Source organism: Bacillus sp. 196mf (assembly GCF_003217275.1).
GTDB classification, from domain to species: Bacteria; Bacillota; Bacilli; order Bacillales; family Bacillaceae_G; genus Bacillus_A; species Bacillus_A thuringiensis_S.
In genome coordinates, this window is sequence record NZ_QJTG01000001.1 from 38,397 (window position 1) to 54,695 (window position 16,299).

A 16,299-nucleotide genomic window follows, 5' to 3' on the forward strand; every position below is an offset into this window, starting at 1 on the left:
TAGTTAAAAATTGTATTTTAAACGAAATGAGATGATAACATGGCCATATTGTTGGCACTTATCCCAATTATGATGATTTTCATTTGTTTATTTTTATTTAAACAAACGTCATTAAGGTCTTCGTTAATTTCTTATGCTGTGTCTGTTGGAATCGTTTTACTCTCGCCAATGTTTCAATTAGGGATAAGTGAAACTGTGCACGCAACGATTAAAGGATGGTTAATTTGTTTTATTGTCGGGTACGTTTTATTTTTCGGTATTTTTTTATTTCACCTCATGAACAAAATGGGGTACATCGACCAAGTAGCGCGTTTTTTAGAAGAAGTGACGCAAGATCGTTTATTACAAATGCTTCTTATGTGCTTTGGTATTTGCCCACTAATTGAATCGGTAAGTGGATTCGGAATTGGCTTCATGGTTGCAGCACCTATTTTTCTTTCACTAGGATATAAACCATTTCAAGCTGTACTGCTCTCATTTATCGGCTTACTAGCTAGTTCATGGGGCGCAATGGCAACTGGTACGATTATCGGTTCGCAGCTAATAAATATGCCTCTTACAACACTTGGTACAAATACAGCGCTATTAAGTATTCCGATGTTTGCTTACTTTGTTATTCTTTCTTTACACGTTGTTGGCGGCTGGCAAGCGGTTATAGAAAAGTGGAAAGAAGGAGTAGGATTCTTTCTATTATTTTCTCTCGGAATCTATCTTTCTAATGCGTACGTAAGTGTTGAACTAGCCGGGATATTAAGTTCTATCGTAACGATTACATTTGGCTTTCTTATCATTAAATTAAAAGGAAAAAGTGGGCAAAATCTTATAACAGAACATGCGGCTGCAACGGAGAGAGAAGTATCCATTATAAAAATTATTAGCCCTTATATATTTCTAACAGTTTGTATTTTACTTTCTCGCCTCGTTCCAGCATTACATGATTTGTTCAGATCATATGGGGTTCTTGATTTGAAATCATACTCTTACAAACTAGAGTTACTATATTCACCAGGATTTTGGCTCGGTATGACTTGCTTATTTACTATTATTTTCTTCCGCATCCCGTCTAATATTATTAAAAAATCACTCTCGCAAACAATCAAACAATGGATTCCTTTTGCTATTACTACGACAATGTTTATCGCCATTTCAGAACTAATGGGTGCATCAGGCATGCATTCATTACTCGCAAAGACAGCTGGTGATACATTTGGAACCTTTTTCGTTTTCGTTGCGCCGTTTATTGGCGCTATTGGTGGATTTTTAACAGGTAGTAACGCAGGATCAAATGCAATGTTTATAAAACTACAAATGCAAACCGCACAAAACGTAGCACTCCCGTGGCAATATGTCACAACACTTCAAAACACCGCATCATCAGTAGCGACAATCGCTTGTCCATCACGGATTACACTAGGTGCTTACTTATGTAATATCCCTTACCGTGAAAATGAACTATTAAAGAAGACGACGTTAATGATCTTTGGTGCGGTTTTGCTTGTATTGGTAGAGGTTATTGTTTGGTATATGTTGAGAAATTAAAAATCCTCCTAACATAGGAGGATTTTTTTTATGAATGGATAATGATTTAAATATGAATAGCTTCTACTAGATGAATAGGAGATGAAATGTATGCCCCTAAAAAACTACGGTGTGTTAAAAGGTACAGTTATACAATCAAAGATTGGAAAAGGGAAGACACCTCATTATCAAGTTCATTTACAGGGCGAGACTGGAGTAGATTATCGTATTGCTATTAACGTAAAGTCGCAAAGTTATCCGTCAGAAGTTTTATATTTTGCGAATAACAATATTAGGTCAGAGGCGATTCATATTTTACCGACATTACCATTTGGTTTTACGGAAGTAAAAAATAATGAACCGAAAGTAGCTTTAGATTATGTAAGAGGAAATCTATTTGACTCAAAACAAATGATTCCTTTGCCTCCCGAAAAAGCAGGAGCAGATAATGATTTAAACGAAAAAATAGAACGTTATATAAAGCGAGCGATGGAAGAAAAAGCAATTATTTACGCGTTTGGCGAAAGATGGGGACCAGAAGAAAACACACCAGATTCTTATTTTCATTTCAAACCAGGAAACGGTATACATGATATTCACATGAATCAAGGGAATGTAGAAAAATGGCAAGGTGATGATGGCATCTGGCAAGATGGAGGAATACTTATTCACTTTGAAAAGGAAGAAGAATGGATTGGTATCTTTCTTGCATTCCAATCACAGTCATGGTGTACCGATGAAGAGGGGCATGCTCGTGTGCCTGTTGAGCATTGTGATTATAAGGGGAATAATTAATAAGAAGAGGGCGTTCAAAAAGAACGCCCTCTTCTTATTTTATAAAACGAAAAACTAACGAGTGTAGAAAGACAAGAGAACAGCAGTGCCACACTAGAAAACGCAATGAGATACATATTATATTTCATAACCTGTCCAATTAGCTGATTACTGTCGTATTGAAACAGTCCTGCTATTATGTTGAATAAAAATAACACGATAAACATGACGACAACACCGTCTATTGATCCTTTAATGTCTGGTTTACTTAAAGCGATATGTGCGGAAATGCAAATGGCGATAAATAAAAATAACCAAAAGGAAGGATTCAATAAATTGCCGATTGTAAATAAGCTTTTCAATAATACAAACGTCGACAAGAGCATGTTTTGAATCATTTCTACATTAATAGAAGTAGAAGCAATCGTTTTTTCGAGAGTTGTATTAAATAAAAAATATGATTCTGGTACGAAATAGCGCATTAAAAGGATTAATGCAGTAATACCAGAAATAATAGGCCCAATGCCGATAAAGAAATTCCCAATTCGTTGATACACACTTTTTTGATTGTATTGATGTTGTATATAACCTAAAGCCCCTTGACTTGTATCTGTTGGGAAGAACTGAGTCGCCACAATTTTATGACGGAACAGTACGCACATAATGGCATGTCCAAGTTCGTGAATCGGAACACCGACCCAAGCCGTTAATAGGAATCCTTTTCTTCCAAAAGCTCTCGACCAATACATGCGTGTGAGAGATTCTAAATAGCCTAATAGAAATCCAATTACAATGATAACGCCAATTAAAGATAATAATTGGATTACGCTTGTAAGGAGTATTTGAAAAATTGAGTTTACCAATTCCATTTTCTTTCATCCAATCTGTTAAAAATATTATTTATTCTGTTTCATAATAGCATTTTTTTTCAAGATTGCTAGCACATATATTTTCTTTCGGAAGAAGGATTTCAGAATCTTTTTCTTGTAGTCATGTTTTATGTACAAATTCATATATTGAACTTGTAACACCCTATAAGGTATATGCTTAAGGAGGGATAAGAGAATGAAATGTCCGTCATGTCATACAGAACATGCAGTAGAGGCAAAGTTTTGCGGGAATTGTGGACATTCGTTAACGGAAGAAGTAGTGGCAAGTAGTGGCAAAGAAGAAGGGCCGGAACAAGCGCGCGCGGCACAAGAAAAGGAAACGCGTCCAAATGAAACGGTAGAACAAGCGAAGCGGTTTGCGAGCGGCTATTTTCAATTTTTTAAACATGCATTACAAGCACCGACAGCGATTATGAAAAGCGGCACTATTGAAGTGCGAAATGGAATTTTAAGTCTTGTTCTTATTTGTTTTTTAGGAGCATGTATTTTTTATAGAATGATGAGTGCAGCATCAGCAGTTACGAGAACATTTGCACCAGATATATCTACTCCCACGTTTTTTGGAGAATCTATAACGGTCTTTTTCTTTTTATTAATTTTAACTTTATTTGTTGGATTTATTATTTTTGTAAGTGGTAAGATGATGAAATCATCTTTTTCGTTTCTTGAAGTATTTGGTATATGGGGAACGATAGCGACGCCGGCTATTGTCATATTAGTTCTTTCTTTTCTTTTTAGTTTTTTATTAATCTTTTTCTTACCGATATTATTATCGGTAGTTGCAACTTATATAGGGATTAGTATAACTGTAGCCGTATTAAAACTAGACAATGGTGGATTAGATCTCGTTTACACACTTATTATTGCAAATGTTTTAATTGGAATTGCAACGTTCATTGTACTTTGGTCTTACATTAGCACGATAATTCAAGCCTTAACACAGGGGATAACTGGCTTCTAATGAAAAGGTGGTTGACTGAATGAATGTATGTACAAAGTGCGGAGTTCAGTTTGAAGATGGTGTACAATTTTGTCAAAACTGCGGGATGAAGAGGGGAAGTCCTGTAGTAAAGAAGAACATGAGCAGTGGTACAAAAGTTGGCATTACACTGTTAGCACTATTTGTTATAGCGATTATTGGATTGTATTTGTACGGATCATCGTATTATACACAGGTGGCACAAGTAGACCGGATGATTACGATTTTACAAGAGCGGGACGGAGAGAAATTAGCTGAGATCGTTACGGCAGATGATCCGTCGGTTATGATAACGAGAGAGAGTTTAACGCCTCTATTTTCATATATAAAAGAAAATCCATCTTACGTAAATGAATTAAAAGGATATTTGAGACAAGGTGAAAAACAACGGGACGGAATAGAAAGAGCTGATTTTTCATTAACGAAAGACGGAAAGTATTTCTTTATATTTGATCGGTATAAATTGAAAGCGAAGACGTACTATACAACTTTGCTTACAAATGAAAAAGGCGTATCGTTAAAAATGAACGGAAAAGAAATTGATAAGACAGATGACAAAAAGTTTGAGAAGCAATATGGGCCATTTCTTCCGGGAAATCAAGTGTTTCAATCAGAATATAAAAATGACTATGTAAAACTATCACGTGAGGAAAAGGTTGTACTTATGAAACAAAGCCAAAATAACGTAACGATAGATTTAACGTTGCAAGGTCAATATATTACAGTTCAAACGAACGCGCCTGGTGCAACATTGTACGTAAATCAAAAACCAGTTACAGCGCTCGCAGGAGAAGAAATTACATGGGGGCCTGTAGCGACTGATGGAAGCGCGAAAATTTATTTAGAACGAAATGGAGAAAATGGACGGGAAACGACAAAAGTAGAGACGGTAACGGCACTTTCGTCTTATAATCTTCCATTCCAAACGAAAAGTGCAGAAAAAACAGTTGTTTATAATGTTACTCCAACGCCCGCGACTGGGTATGTATATAATGGTTTCATCTTTCCTGATAGTGATATTCGAAAATTAACGAGCACAGATTTAACCTATTTATCGAAAGAACAGTTGAAAATTGCTAGAAATGAAATATATGCAAGGCATGGACATATTTTTCAAACGAAAGATATGCAAGCGTATTTTGCAACACAGTCTTGGTATAGAGAAAATCCTTATTTTAAAGGAAAGTTAACAGATATCGAAACTTATAATATTGAACTAATCAAATCAAGAGAATAGAGCGCGTGAAAAAGGTACAGTGCATAACTGTACCTTTTTTATGGTTTTTTATCTGAACCAGGATCCCTTGAGAAAAAGATATGAAAGAGGAATGTGACTTTACTTGCTCCTCCTGATGTACTTGCTTGCACGTCAGATAATGCGTTAGATGTTAAAACACCTTCAGAATGAGGGGGTACGACTATTTTGAGAGTATCATCTGATTCTGATGATGCAGTAACTGTTATTGTATCATCAGATAAGTTTAAAATTTTTACAGTACCGATTGGTAAGATGGACTTGCCAGCGTGTGATGCGGAAGCAAAGCGAGAGCCTTTCCAAATCGTTTGTGGAAAAGTTTCATCATTAGATAACCAAGCACGAGCACTATAAATGGTTGCGTTAATAGAAAATTCTTGATCAAGCGACAAGGCGGGTTTTGGTTCTTTCGGTTCCTCTGGAAACTGAGCGAGAAGACCAGCGCACATGTATATTTCACCTACTTTCAATTGGTTACTGTTATAGCATATTAAACATGTTGTTTATAAGACACGACAGTTACCTATTTATACATAAGTTTGTGCACCAAATTTGAAGATGAAATTCTCTTTCTTTACAATGGAAGTAGGTGTTATTTCTATAAAATATGGAAAACGTAAAGAGTATGTAAAAAAGAAGGAGTGGTAAAGTGAACTATGTCATTATTGGCGGAGATGCAGCTGGTATGAGTGCGGCTATGCAAATTGTTAGAAACGATGAAAATGCAAATGTTGTAACTTTAGAAAAAGGTGAAATTTATTCATACGCTCAGTGTGGATTACCGTATGTCATTAGTGGTGCTATCGCTTCAACTGAAAAGTTAATCGCGCGCAACGTAAAGACGTTTCGTGAGAAATATGGAATTGATGCGAAAGTGCGTCATGAAGTAACGAAAGTAGATACGGAAAAGAAAATGGTGTACGCAGAGCATACGAAGACGAAGGATGTCTTTGAATTTCCATATGATCGATTATTAATTGCGACTGGAGTGCGTCCTGTTATGCCAGAATGGGAAGGACGGGAATTACAAGGCGTTCATCTTTTAAAAACAATTCCTGATGCTGAGCGCATATTAAAAACGCTAGAAACGAATAAAGTTGAAGATGTAACGATTATTGGCGGTGGTGCTATTGGACTTGAGATGGCAGAAACATTCGTCGAACTTGGTAAGAAAGTAAGAATGATTGAGCGAAATGATCATATCGGTACGATTTATGATGCAGATATGGCAGAGTACATACATAAAGAAGCAGATAAGCATCATATTGAAATTTTAACGAATGAAAATGTAAAAGCATTTAAAGGAAATGAACGAGTAGAAGCAATCGAAACGGATAAAGGTACGTATAAAGCAGATCTTGTTTTAGTGTCGGTTGGAGTGAAGCCAAATACTGATTTTCTTGAAGGGACAAATATACGTAAGAATCATAAAGGAGCAATCGAAGTAAATGCATATATGCAAACAAATGTGCAAGACGTATATGCAGCCGGTGATTGCGCAACACATTACCACGTTATAAAGGAAATTCATGATCATATCCCGCTCGGAACGACTGCCAATAAGCAAGGGCGACTTGCTGGACTGAATATGCTTGATAAACGAAGAGCTTTTAAAGGTACGTTAGGCACAGGCATTATTAAATTTATGGATTTGACACTCGCAAGAACAGGGTTAAATGAAAAAGAAGCAAAAGGGCTACACATTCCGTATAAAACGGTCAAAGTAGATTCTACAAATATGGCGGGCTATTATCCAAATGCAAAACCACTTTACTTGAAATTACTATATAGCTCCGATACGAAACAATTATTGGGCGGGCAAGTAATTGGAGAAGAAGGCGTAGATAAACGTATTGATGTGATCGCGATGGCACTTTTCAATAAAATGAGCATTCATGATTTAGAAGATGTCGATTTAAGTTATGCACCACCATATAACAGCGTGTGGGACCCAATTCAGCAAGCGGCAAGGAGAGCAGAATAGCACTTTTTAAAGTGCTATTTTTTTGTTAAAGGGGAATTATCATTTTTGTCGAATGAAGAGGATCGGGAAATAGTTACATATGAGGAAGGGGAGTTTTTTTATGATTGTAGCACTTCAAAAGGTTCAAGAATCAGAAAAAGAAATATTACGTAATTTGTACGCTTTATATCTTCATGACCTTTCTAAGTTCACTATGAATATAACTATCGGAGCGAACGGATTTTTTGAATACGAAGATTTGCATATGTTTTGGAAAAATGACGGAATCACGCCGTATTTTATAAAAGTTGATCATAGTATTGTAGGATTCTTATTACTACTGGAACGTCCGTTTTTGAAGAAGGAAAATGATTTTGGTATTAATGATATTTTCATATTGAATCAATATAAAGGAAAAGGAATCGGTAAACAAGCTGTTGAGAATTTACTAGAAGAGAAAAGAGGACAATATTTCGTTATCGAACTTCTAAAAAATGTACCAGCAGTGTCGTTTTGGAAGAAAGTATATAAAAAACTGAACATTGAATTTGATGAGAGAGAGCAGTTAATTGATGATGAAGAATGTCTCGTTCAAACGTTTAAAATTTAATGAAATTGGTTTTCCTTTTATATTACTTTGAAATTTAACTTTATCCCGCTATTTGCGGACAGTAAGACCCCCACCTCAAAATCCAGCGAAAGCAAAGAAGTTAGGTGGGGGATCAACTGCCCGTAAAAGCCCGATTGGTTCAACTAATAATCAGTGGGGATGAAGACCCCTATTGATTAAAGTTTCGCTTTATTTTGAATATACCGTTCCCCCTTGAAAACATATTACTAATCGCTTATATTTTCATATAGTATTTATTTTTTTAACGAAGCAATGAACGAACCAGGGGGCGCAGTATGGCAATTAATATGAAAACAATCGAAGAATGGATTGTTGAATCAAATACAAGACATGAAGAAGACTTTGGACACGTTGTGGAAGAAATGAAAGAAGTATGTGTCGGACTTGATAACGCGACATTAATTTATACGAAAAATGTATTTTGTTTCGGTAAAAAAGTAGAAGTATTTTTCTTCTTCCAAGACCATGTCGTGATTGGAAAAGAAAAAGACGAATATATTGAAATTGAAAAATTAAAGTATGATGACATTACAAATAATAATTTAAAAACAAATGACAAAAATACAACGTTAGAATTAAAGTTTGCTAACGGACAATCTATTAATTTAGATAGTTTAAATGATAACTACGGTACGAAAAATTGGTTATTTGCTAGACAAATTAAGAGTATTTTTAAGTTAATCTAGTAAAAAGCAGACCTCAAAGGGTCTGCTTTTTACTTAATTCCTATTACACAAAGGCAACCTCTTTCTTCATAGCATTTCACACTTGTAAATCCTGTTTTATAAAATAGGTTTATTAATTCTTCATTCGTTTTCCATTTCTCCATATGATATTGAATTTTGAAAGTTTCAGCTACTAATAAAAAAGATCCATTCGGTTGTAAGACGCGAAATATTTCTTTTATATCTTGTTCCACATCGGGCCAAAAGTAGTGTGTTTGAAAAGCGGTTATGAGATCGAAGAAGTTTGTATTGTAAGGAATAGAGGAGACACTTGCCTGATGAATGATTACTTTTCCTTTTTTTACGTCCTGTATATTGGCTTTCTTTGAGTTTTCAACAGCTTGATCTGAATAATCAATTCCATATATTTTCCCAAATGGAATTCGTTTTGAAAGAGTATGTATTGTTTTGCCGCCGCCACAACCAATATCTAAAGTAATTGCATCTTTACGTATATGTATTTTTTGTAATCCCCAATTTGTTAGTCTCATATGTGCAGCGTTCATAATACAAAGCATGGAAGAACCAATTGTCCCGCGAGGGTTTTTTGCTTGCTGAATTAATCGTTGTAAAATGTTCAAGTTACATTCTCCTTTTATGTAAGAATATATACTCATTTCGCTTTTTATAAATTAAGTCCTTTAAAAAAAGCACGCCGTCTACCGGCGTGCTTCTAATTATGCAAAGCCCCTTTTAACCAATTCCGCGCCCGATATGCCCCAACTGGAACTTGAATAAGAGACGTTTCATTCCCAGCATCAATTCCGTACAATTGATCACATGAATTTGTATCAAAACTTAGTAAAGGATGCCCGCCCATCCCCATAGCAGTTGCAGCAAAAACGAGTTTATGAACGAGGATACCAGCTTCCATTTGGTGAATACGGTATCCTCTATAGCCTAATGCATTTGTATAGTAATCTTTCTTTCCGACTACATGTAAGCAAAGTGGTACTTGAAAAAGGTTTACGTTATCCATCGTCATACTAGATTGAAGGAGATAACGAAGGTCCCCATACCGAATTGGTTGTATGGAATGTGTTTTCCTGTTATAAGTGTAAGCACCGTTTTCTATATCTTTTACGTTATAGAAACATCCATATAATGAGACGCGTGCATTTTCATTTACATACTTACCATCAAGGTCGCTGTAATAGGGGAAGGAGAGGCTCGCTTCTTGTAGTAAAGTAGCGAGCTCAGCTGCATCCCATTTCGTTAAAATAAAGTCCGCATCAGGAGAATATCGTTTTTTACAAAGTTGTAGGAAATCATACGATAACCGTTCTACTTTCGGTAGCTGTACAGCGTACGTATTATGTTGATAGTGCTCTTCATGATGTAGTGTTTGGAAGTGTTCTGTCGATTCAATCATAGAAGCTTCATTTATTTTTGTTATCATCGGATGTTCATTTACATGTTTTGAGCGAACGAAATGTTCATGTGCGAGTGGCGGAATGTGTTGCAACAACTCATGAGAAGTAACTGTTTTATTTTCACGGTAATCATTGTGAAACCAATTAGTTTCTGGCTCTGTACTTAAAGGAATAACGGCATACACACTTTCTTCACCTTCTGACAATCCGAGTAAATGGTTCAGTGCACGGTCTAGAAATTGAAAGTATACGCCGTTCGTATAACCGAACTGTTTTGCACATTCTAGTAATTGTCCAATGAGAACCCCGCTATCTAATCCTTGAAGGCGATATGAAAAGTTATTGTATTTAAAGAAGTTTTTCCAAAACATAGTGGATACGAATGCGGCACCGAAACAATCATGTATATTACAGCGATTACCGAGTGCGTCTGCTAAATAAGAATCGAAATTTCCTTCGCGAAGTAAAATAAGTCGGTGATGCGCGGCGTCATAATGGTAAATGCCGTCTGGATAATCGTCAATCTTTAAATAGATATACAATTCATTCGGATATAAAGCACCGCCTGAAGGAATGGATCTGCGTAATACATTTCTCTCGCTATTTAGCTGACATAATTGTGTTACACCAAATGAATACCAAAGGTAGTGACCAATCTCATTTAGAGTAGGTGTAGTAGAAGAGTTCGATAAAGATAACGGGATTTCTAAGGAGAGCGGGATGGTAGGTACATTTCGATATAATTTATAAGGAAGCGGTGCGTCTTTCCAGTCCACCTCATGATTCGGCATAATTTCATCAATAGAGAAATGGAGATGATGTAAAAAAGTATCTAGCTGCATGAAATCCCTCCTTTACTATGGAAACGGGTGCGGATTTGGATTTAATTGTTCATTTGTTAACGGTTCAGTGCTATATCCAAGTGTCATCGGTACGGTATAGACTCTATCTAATCCTGTAACACGAGTAAGGTGATGGCCGAATGTCATCGGTAACATGCCTGGAATAATGACTTTTACACAGTGTAGTCCGTTCTTTTCTATAAGGGGAACGGTTTGATCTACAACGATTATTTCAAGATTAGATTGATGCAAACGATTTAAAAGTTGGTGGAGATCGGATGTTAAATCCATATCAAATGACTGTGATACATTCATTTCTTGGAACGTTTGCACCGGTGCATCTTCTCGTAAAAGGAAGTGAAGACGTTCTTCCGTTTCTTTCAATCCATACAGCATACTATGGTCTTCCATTTTATTAACGAAATAAGGATCTTGTAAGCATTTTTCATAGTATTCTCTTTTGTGCTCGAGCTCATCGTCTGTTATAAGTAACATGCCTGCTATTTCTTGAATGGCACTTTTTAAAGCTCGAATAGGATCTAAATGAGCGCCTCCCGCACAAACAACGTTCATTCCATTTTCACGTGTATTTTTTGCAATTACCCATAAGCTCGGGATGCCGTGTTCCATCGTCGCATTAAAAGCGTGTAATTCATATCCAGTAATCGTACGTAACCGCTGAATCATTAATTGTAATTCTGTATCATTTGCTGAACTCAGATCAAGGCGGGGAAGAGGTAATTCGGCATACCAAGTGAGTAAGAAGGCATCACGCTCTACAATTTCTAAAATGCCGTGAAAAATCGCTTCTTCTAAACTACCGCCAATTGCACATCCATTTGATGTTTCATACACGAAAGCATCTCGATGACCGAGGCTATAATAAGCAATTGATTCAGGAACTAAAAGCGGTCTGTTTTGTGATAAAGAATATCCCCATACCCAGTTTTGCTCATAATCAGGATCAAACGGCTTAAATGGAAAATTATCACGATTGTAATGTTCATTTGTATGTACACCGAGTGTGAGGGGATTTAGTGCATGTTCCTCTAAATCATGAAAACTACCATGCACATTTGTCTTTTTCCCGCGAGGCGACATACCGCAATATCGTTCTAAACCTTCTAAAATAGCAGTTGCTTCACTCACTGCAAATGAATGAGTTCGGCCTGCAACACCTTCATTTCCAAACATTAATGGCATGTTTATAATGACGTCAGCAAATGGCAATAAAGAATGCTGCATTTTGCCGTTCAACATACCGATCCGATAATCTAAATAGTCTTTCGTTAAAAATGTGTTTAATTCATGAATGGAACGGCAGCGATACGTTTCGGTGCTTACTTTTAAACTCGGTTGTAAAGAAACTTCCGCCGCATCCGCAGTATCATCAGGTAAATTGCTACATACAGGACAGAGAGGATCTGGAAGAAAAGAATGCCGCGTACATTGTAATGTTTGTAAGTTTAGTAAAATAAGTTCATTTTCTAAAGAAGAATGGTTATGAGTTAATATTTTTTCTGTTTCTGCGCAAATAAGATGGCACATTTGTAACATTCCATTTTGGGTGGCACGTACATCACGCCTCGTTCCATTTTCGGCTTTAAAGGCATATTTCCGCTGTAGTTCCCACATTTCTTTTTGATCAAAGCCAGCGATAAAACGGCGTCCATCAGAACAATGGGAACATCCGGGCGTAAGAGGATGAATGTAAGGACCGATAATACCTTCGCCAAATGAAGTGAAACCACGAAGCCACGGAATATGATTTGAGCGAAAAATAAGTTCGGCATCATGATGAATAGTAGAAGGAGATCCGTCATGTAATACGAGAGCGAGATGAATATTTTCAGGGAGTTCTTCTGTAAGGGTATGTTGACGAATGATGGAATATTGTTCGCATAATTGATCATGTACATAGTCTGCAAGTAGGCCATCTCCTATAAGCAATATATTTTGAATCATAAACCGTCCTCCTTTGCAATTAATACTCCGTACACACCGTCTAAGTTTTCTTTCAAAAATGGTTCAATCGCTAAATCAAATACGAATGGATAAAAATTATGTTCTTCTAAATGTTGTAAGGCGAGTTGCAAAGATTGTACGCTTGGAATTTCTTCTTCCGCTTGTATTTCCACCCTAAAAGAATCAGTGTCATATAAAATAATAGATGAGTCATACAAAATATTAGCTCTGTAAGGAATTTCTTCATTTTGAACGTGAAAGAGTGATAGTTGTAGTGCGTTTCGTAACGCTAACGTCATATTAATATTAGATGCACCGTACCATCTATCATTTATACCAACCCAAACGGCTGGAAAACTGAGAATCTCTTCACTCATTGCGATTTTAGGTGTTTCATGAATTGTAGAGAGAGCTTCGTAATAAAATCTACAATGTTTATCGTGAATATCAGTTAAATCAATCGTTGTAAGTTCTTCTAGCATATGTGACTGCCGCTCATACAATTTATTGTTTAAATGTTGCTGTAGTGCCCGGTAAAATCCTTCTGTCATCGTTTCTCCAGCACCGATACCGATATCGTTATGTTCAGGAATAAGGCGGTGAATGATTTCTGCTACATATGTTTCAATTCCTGTTAAACCGGCTTCTCGGCGTGCTTCATTATGAGTCAATCCACTGCAAGTCATAAGAGGCAGAAGGTGAGCTGGGCCATCTGATAGTGGAGTGGCTACTTGAATATAGCACTGTGATAACGGTAATTGATATGAATCTTGTTCATCCCATACATGGAATATACCGGCTTCTTTAGAAGTTAATGAGTCAAAAAATCGGAATACATCAGTTGAAGTATGTTGGTTCGACCGATGCTCAAGTTTTTCAGAAAGATTTTCTATCGTATCAATTGTAAAACTTTCATCAGTTGCAAGAGGATGTTTTATAAAAGAATGCCACGTTCCTTCAAGTGTTTCATAGTTTAATAAAAAGAATTGTGCTTCTTTTTCCCGATGTGAATCATCTGCGACATGCTTAAATAATTCAAAAACGATTACATTTGTTAACATTGCAGATGTAATTGGTGAGAAGGAATCAGATGAATTTTCATTTTGTAAATTCGTTTCATGTAGTCGATGCCATGCGGATTCCCAGCATTCATCACGATTTTCCGTTACGACAGGCCCAGCTATACCGAGTATAGATAAACAAATAGCTGGTATGAAATTCTTTTTCGTTTCTCTACAAATAGTGTGAACTGTTTGTAAACCATCAATGTCTCCATTTTGGGAAACATATAAAATCCAATCAAAAGGTTCGAACACTTCATGCAAGGGACGGTCAATTGTAGTATCGATTTCTTGAAGGAGTACACTGTTATCAACTTCATATGCACGTTCTATTAGCTCATGTATTCTGTCATAGTTTGTTTCATCCCGATCTGTAACGAGGTAATGAAATGTAGGTAAACCAGATTCTAATAAAGAAGAAACTAAAGAAGTAAGCATATCCCCAGAACCAAGTACAAGTACATTTGCCCCGCGGTACGTTTCGAATTTTAAAGCACCTGAATGAGAATCAGCTTCTAAAAATTCAATTTGTGAAGCATATCTGTCGAGTAATGTACTGTTTAATTCATGAGGTGCATCTTGATTTGCATCACGAACGAAACCATTTTCATATAAAACCTCTCCAATTTCAAATACACGATTTTGATAGGGGAGAGGGAGTCCATCAGTTATTTCTGCTAAAGAATAATTACCGTTAAACATGGGCATTAATTTTTCAATCCAGTCATAAATTCCATCACCGTCCATGCGAAATGAACTGGCGTTATTTCGAAAATAGACACCCCCGTTTGAATCGGGGAGGAAGAAAGTGTCCTTATTTACTTTAAGTTTTGCATGAATTGGAAGGTTATTCATTTTAATCCTCCTTACGTTTAGGCATACATTAATACTTTATGTCATGAAATTTGTCCCGTATGAACACAATAAAAAAAGGCTGTAGAATGATTCATTCTACAGCCTTTAATAGATTTTAATCTATCAACCTTCTAATAATAATGACTTTGGATCTTCAAGCATATCTTTAACAGCAACAAGGAAGCTAACTGCTTCTTTACCATCAACAATACGGTGATCGTAAGATAAAGCAATGTACATCATTGGGCGGTTTTCCATACGCTCGTTATCAATTGCAACTGGGCGTACTTGGATTTTATGCATTCCTAAAATACCAACTTGAGGGCTATTTAGGATTGGTGTTGACATTAGAGAACCGAATACACCACCGTTTGTAATTGTAAATGTACCACCTTGTAGTTCTTTTAATGAAAGTTTGTTATCGCGTGCTTTCATACCTAAATTACGAATTTCACTTTCGATTTCAGCGAAGTTTAATTGGTTAGCATCGCGTACAACTGGAACAACTAATCCATCTGGAGCTGCTACTGCAATACCGATATCATAGAATTTTTTGATGATAAGCTCGTCACCTTGAATTTCAGCATTTAATAATGGGAATTGTTTTAATGCTGCAACAACTGCTTTTGTGAAGAATGACATGAAGCCAAGACGTACATCATGTTTTTTCTCGAAAGCATCTTTGCGTTCTTTACGTAATTCCATGATCGCGCTCATATCAACTTCGTTAAATGTTGTTAACATTGCAGATGTTTGTTGAACTTCTACAAGACGTTTTGCAATTGTTTGACGGCGGCGGGACATTTTCACGCGCTCAACTGGTTTTTCGAATTCAGTTTTTGCAACTGGAGCAGGAGCTGGGCTCTTTGGAGCAGCTGGTGCTTCTTTTGGTGCTGCAGCATGAGCTTGTACATCATGTGGTCTCACGCGTCCAAGTGGATCTGTGCTACGTACGTCGTTTAAGTCGATTCCTAATTCACGAGCCATTTTTCTAGCAGCTGGTGATGCGATAGGACGGTTCGTATTTGGTAAGCCTTGTAGACCCGTAGTTTGTTCAGCATTTGGAGCCGCAGCTTTCGGTGCTTCAGCTGTTTCTTGTTTTGGTTGCTCAGCAGCTGGAGCAGGTGTACTTACTGCAACTGGTGCTCCATTAGCATCTAAAATTGCGATAGTTGCGCCAACTTCAACTGTATCCCCAGGTTCGCCTAGTAACTTCGATACAATACCTGAATCTTCTGCAATGATTTCTACATTGACTTTATCAGTTTCAAGCTCAACAACGCTGCCACCTTTCTCAACTTTGTCGCCTACGTTGATAAGCCATTGTGAAATAGTTCCTTCGGTAATAGATTCTGCAAGCTCAGGTACTTTAATTTCGATCATTTTAAATGTCCTCCCCTTATTTGCCTAACGGTGTGTTTTTTCTTCTTTTGTCTTCGGTAATCTCCATTTGTTAGCCTGGCCTTGG

The 16,299-nt window shown here is 36.8% G+C and carries 14 protein-coding genes; 7 read left to right on the forward strand and 7 right to left on the reverse strand.

Features of this window, described 5'->3' with window-relative positions; all coding sequences use genetic code 11:
- Window positions 1-39 precede the first annotated feature (39 nt).
- Both ATL10_RS00225 and ATL10_RS00230 read left to right on the forward strand, forming a co-directional pair.
- Window positions 40-1,539 carry an L-lactate permease gene (locus tag ATL10_RS00225; protein WP_110496198.1) on the forward strand — a complete coding sequence of 500 codons (1,500 nt, stop codon included), beginning with the start codon at window positions 40-42 and terminating at the stop codon, window positions 1,537-1,539.
- A gap of 90 nt (window positions 1,540-1,629) precedes the next feature.
- Complete coding sequence (locus ATL10_RS00230) at window positions 1,630-2,313, forward strand: DUF2278 family protein (protein WP_098236658.1); 684 nt, start codon at window positions 1,630-1,632, stop codon at window positions 2,311-2,313.
- Between the two features lie 14 nt (window positions 2,314-2,327).
- Here the strand turns inward: ATL10_RS00230 and ATL10_RS00235 are convergent, their stop codons facing one another.
- A complete protein-coding gene (locus ATL10_RS00235; protein ID WP_098256694.1) occupies window positions 2,328-3,161 on the reverse strand; it encodes a hypothetical protein in 834 nt (277 codons plus the stop codon).
- A 196-nt stretch (window positions 3,162-3,357) separates the two neighbouring features.
- On the opposite strand from ATL10_RS00235, the gene ATL10_RS00240 reads away from it, so the two are divergent.
- Together ATL10_RS00240 and ATL10_RS00245 are read left to right on the forward strand one after the other, a co-directional pair.
- Window positions 3,358-4,143 carry a zinc ribbon domain-containing protein gene (locus ATL10_RS00240; protein ID WP_098256695.1) on the forward strand — a complete coding sequence of 262 codons (786 nt, stop codon included), beginning with the start codon at window positions 3,358-3,360 and terminating at the stop codon, window positions 4,141-4,143.
- A gap of 19 nt (window positions 4,144-4,162) precedes the next feature.
- Complete coding sequence (locus ATL10_RS00245; protein WP_098566888.1) at window positions 4,163-5,398, forward strand: TcaA 3rd/4th domain-containing protein; 1,236 nt, start codon at window positions 4,163-4,165, stop codon at window positions 5,396-5,398.
- A gap of 38 nt (window positions 5,399-5,436) precedes the next feature.
- Here ATL10_RS00245 and ATL10_RS00250 read toward each other — a convergent pair whose 3' ends face one another.
- Window positions 5,437-5,865, reverse strand: a complete 429-nt coding sequence (locus tag ATL10_RS00250) for a hypothetical protein (RefSeq protein ID WP_065482744.1) — start codon at window positions 5,863-5,865, stop codon at window positions 5,437-5,439.
- A 200-nt stretch (window positions 5,866-6,065) separates the two neighbouring features.
- Here ATL10_RS00250 and ATL10_RS00260 point away from each other — a divergent pair, with 200 nt between their 5' ends.
- The 3 genes from ATL10_RS00260 (at window position 6,066) to ATL10_RS00270 (ending at window position 8,696) form a co-directional block, all read left to right on the forward strand.
- Window positions 6,066-7,400, forward strand: coding sequence for a CoA-disulfide reductase (locus ATL10_RS00260; RefSeq protein WP_098566887.1), 1,335 nt, complete (start codon window positions 6,066-6,068; stop codon window positions 7,398-7,400).
- 100 nt (window positions 7,401-7,500) lie between these two features.
- Complete coding sequence (locus ATL10_RS00265; protein ID WP_000634324.1) at window positions 7,501-7,989, forward strand: GNAT family N-acetyltransferase; 489 nt, start codon at window positions 7,501-7,503, stop codon at window positions 7,987-7,989.
- 296 nt (window positions 7,990-8,285) lie between these two features.
- Window positions 8,286-8,696: a DUF3908 family protein gene (locus tag ATL10_RS00270; protein ID WP_072939689.1), complete on the forward strand. Its 411-nt coding sequence runs from the start codon at window positions 8,286-8,288 to the stop codon at window positions 8,694-8,696.
- A 29-nt stretch (window positions 8,697-8,725) separates the two neighbouring features.
- Here ATL10_RS00270 and ATL10_RS00275 read toward each other — a convergent pair whose 3' ends face one another.
- From ATL10_RS00275 to odhB, 5 genes are all read right to left on the reverse strand, one after another.
- Window positions 8,726-9,316, reverse strand: a complete 591-nt coding sequence (locus ATL10_RS00275) for a class I SAM-dependent methyltransferase (protein ID WP_063546875.1) — start codon at window positions 9,314-9,316, stop codon at window positions 8,726-8,728.
- A gap of 92 nt (window positions 9,317-9,408) precedes the next feature.
- The gene (locus ATL10_RS00280) at window positions 9,409-10,950 is read right to left on the reverse strand and encodes a SagB family peptide dehydrogenase (protein ID WP_098566885.1); all 1,542 of its coding nucleotides are present in this window, start codon (window positions 10,948-10,950) and stop codon (window positions 9,409-9,411) included.
- A gap of 15 nt (window positions 10,951-10,965) precedes the next feature.
- Entirely contained in the window at window positions 10,966-12,915 is a 1,950-nt protein-coding gene (locus ATL10_RS00285; protein WP_090975845.1) for a TOMM precursor leader peptide-binding protein, read from the reverse strand.
- Window positions 12,912-14,831: a putative thiazole-containing bacteriocin maturation protein gene (locus ATL10_RS00290; RefSeq protein ID WP_110496200.1), complete on the reverse strand. Its 1,920-nt coding sequence runs from the start codon at window positions 14,829-14,831 to the stop codon at window positions 12,912-12,914. The genes ATL10_RS00285 and ATL10_RS00290 overlap by 4 nt, the downstream gene beginning before the upstream one ends.
- Window positions 14,832-14,954: 123 nt before the next feature.
- Complete coding sequence (odhB, locus tag ATL10_RS00295) at window positions 14,955-16,214, reverse strand: 2-oxoglutarate dehydrogenase complex dihydrolipoyllysine-residue succinyltransferase (protein WP_000569893.1); 1,260 nt, start codon at window positions 16,212-16,214, stop codon at window positions 14,955-14,957.
- Window positions 16,215-16,299: the final 85 nt, after the last annotated feature.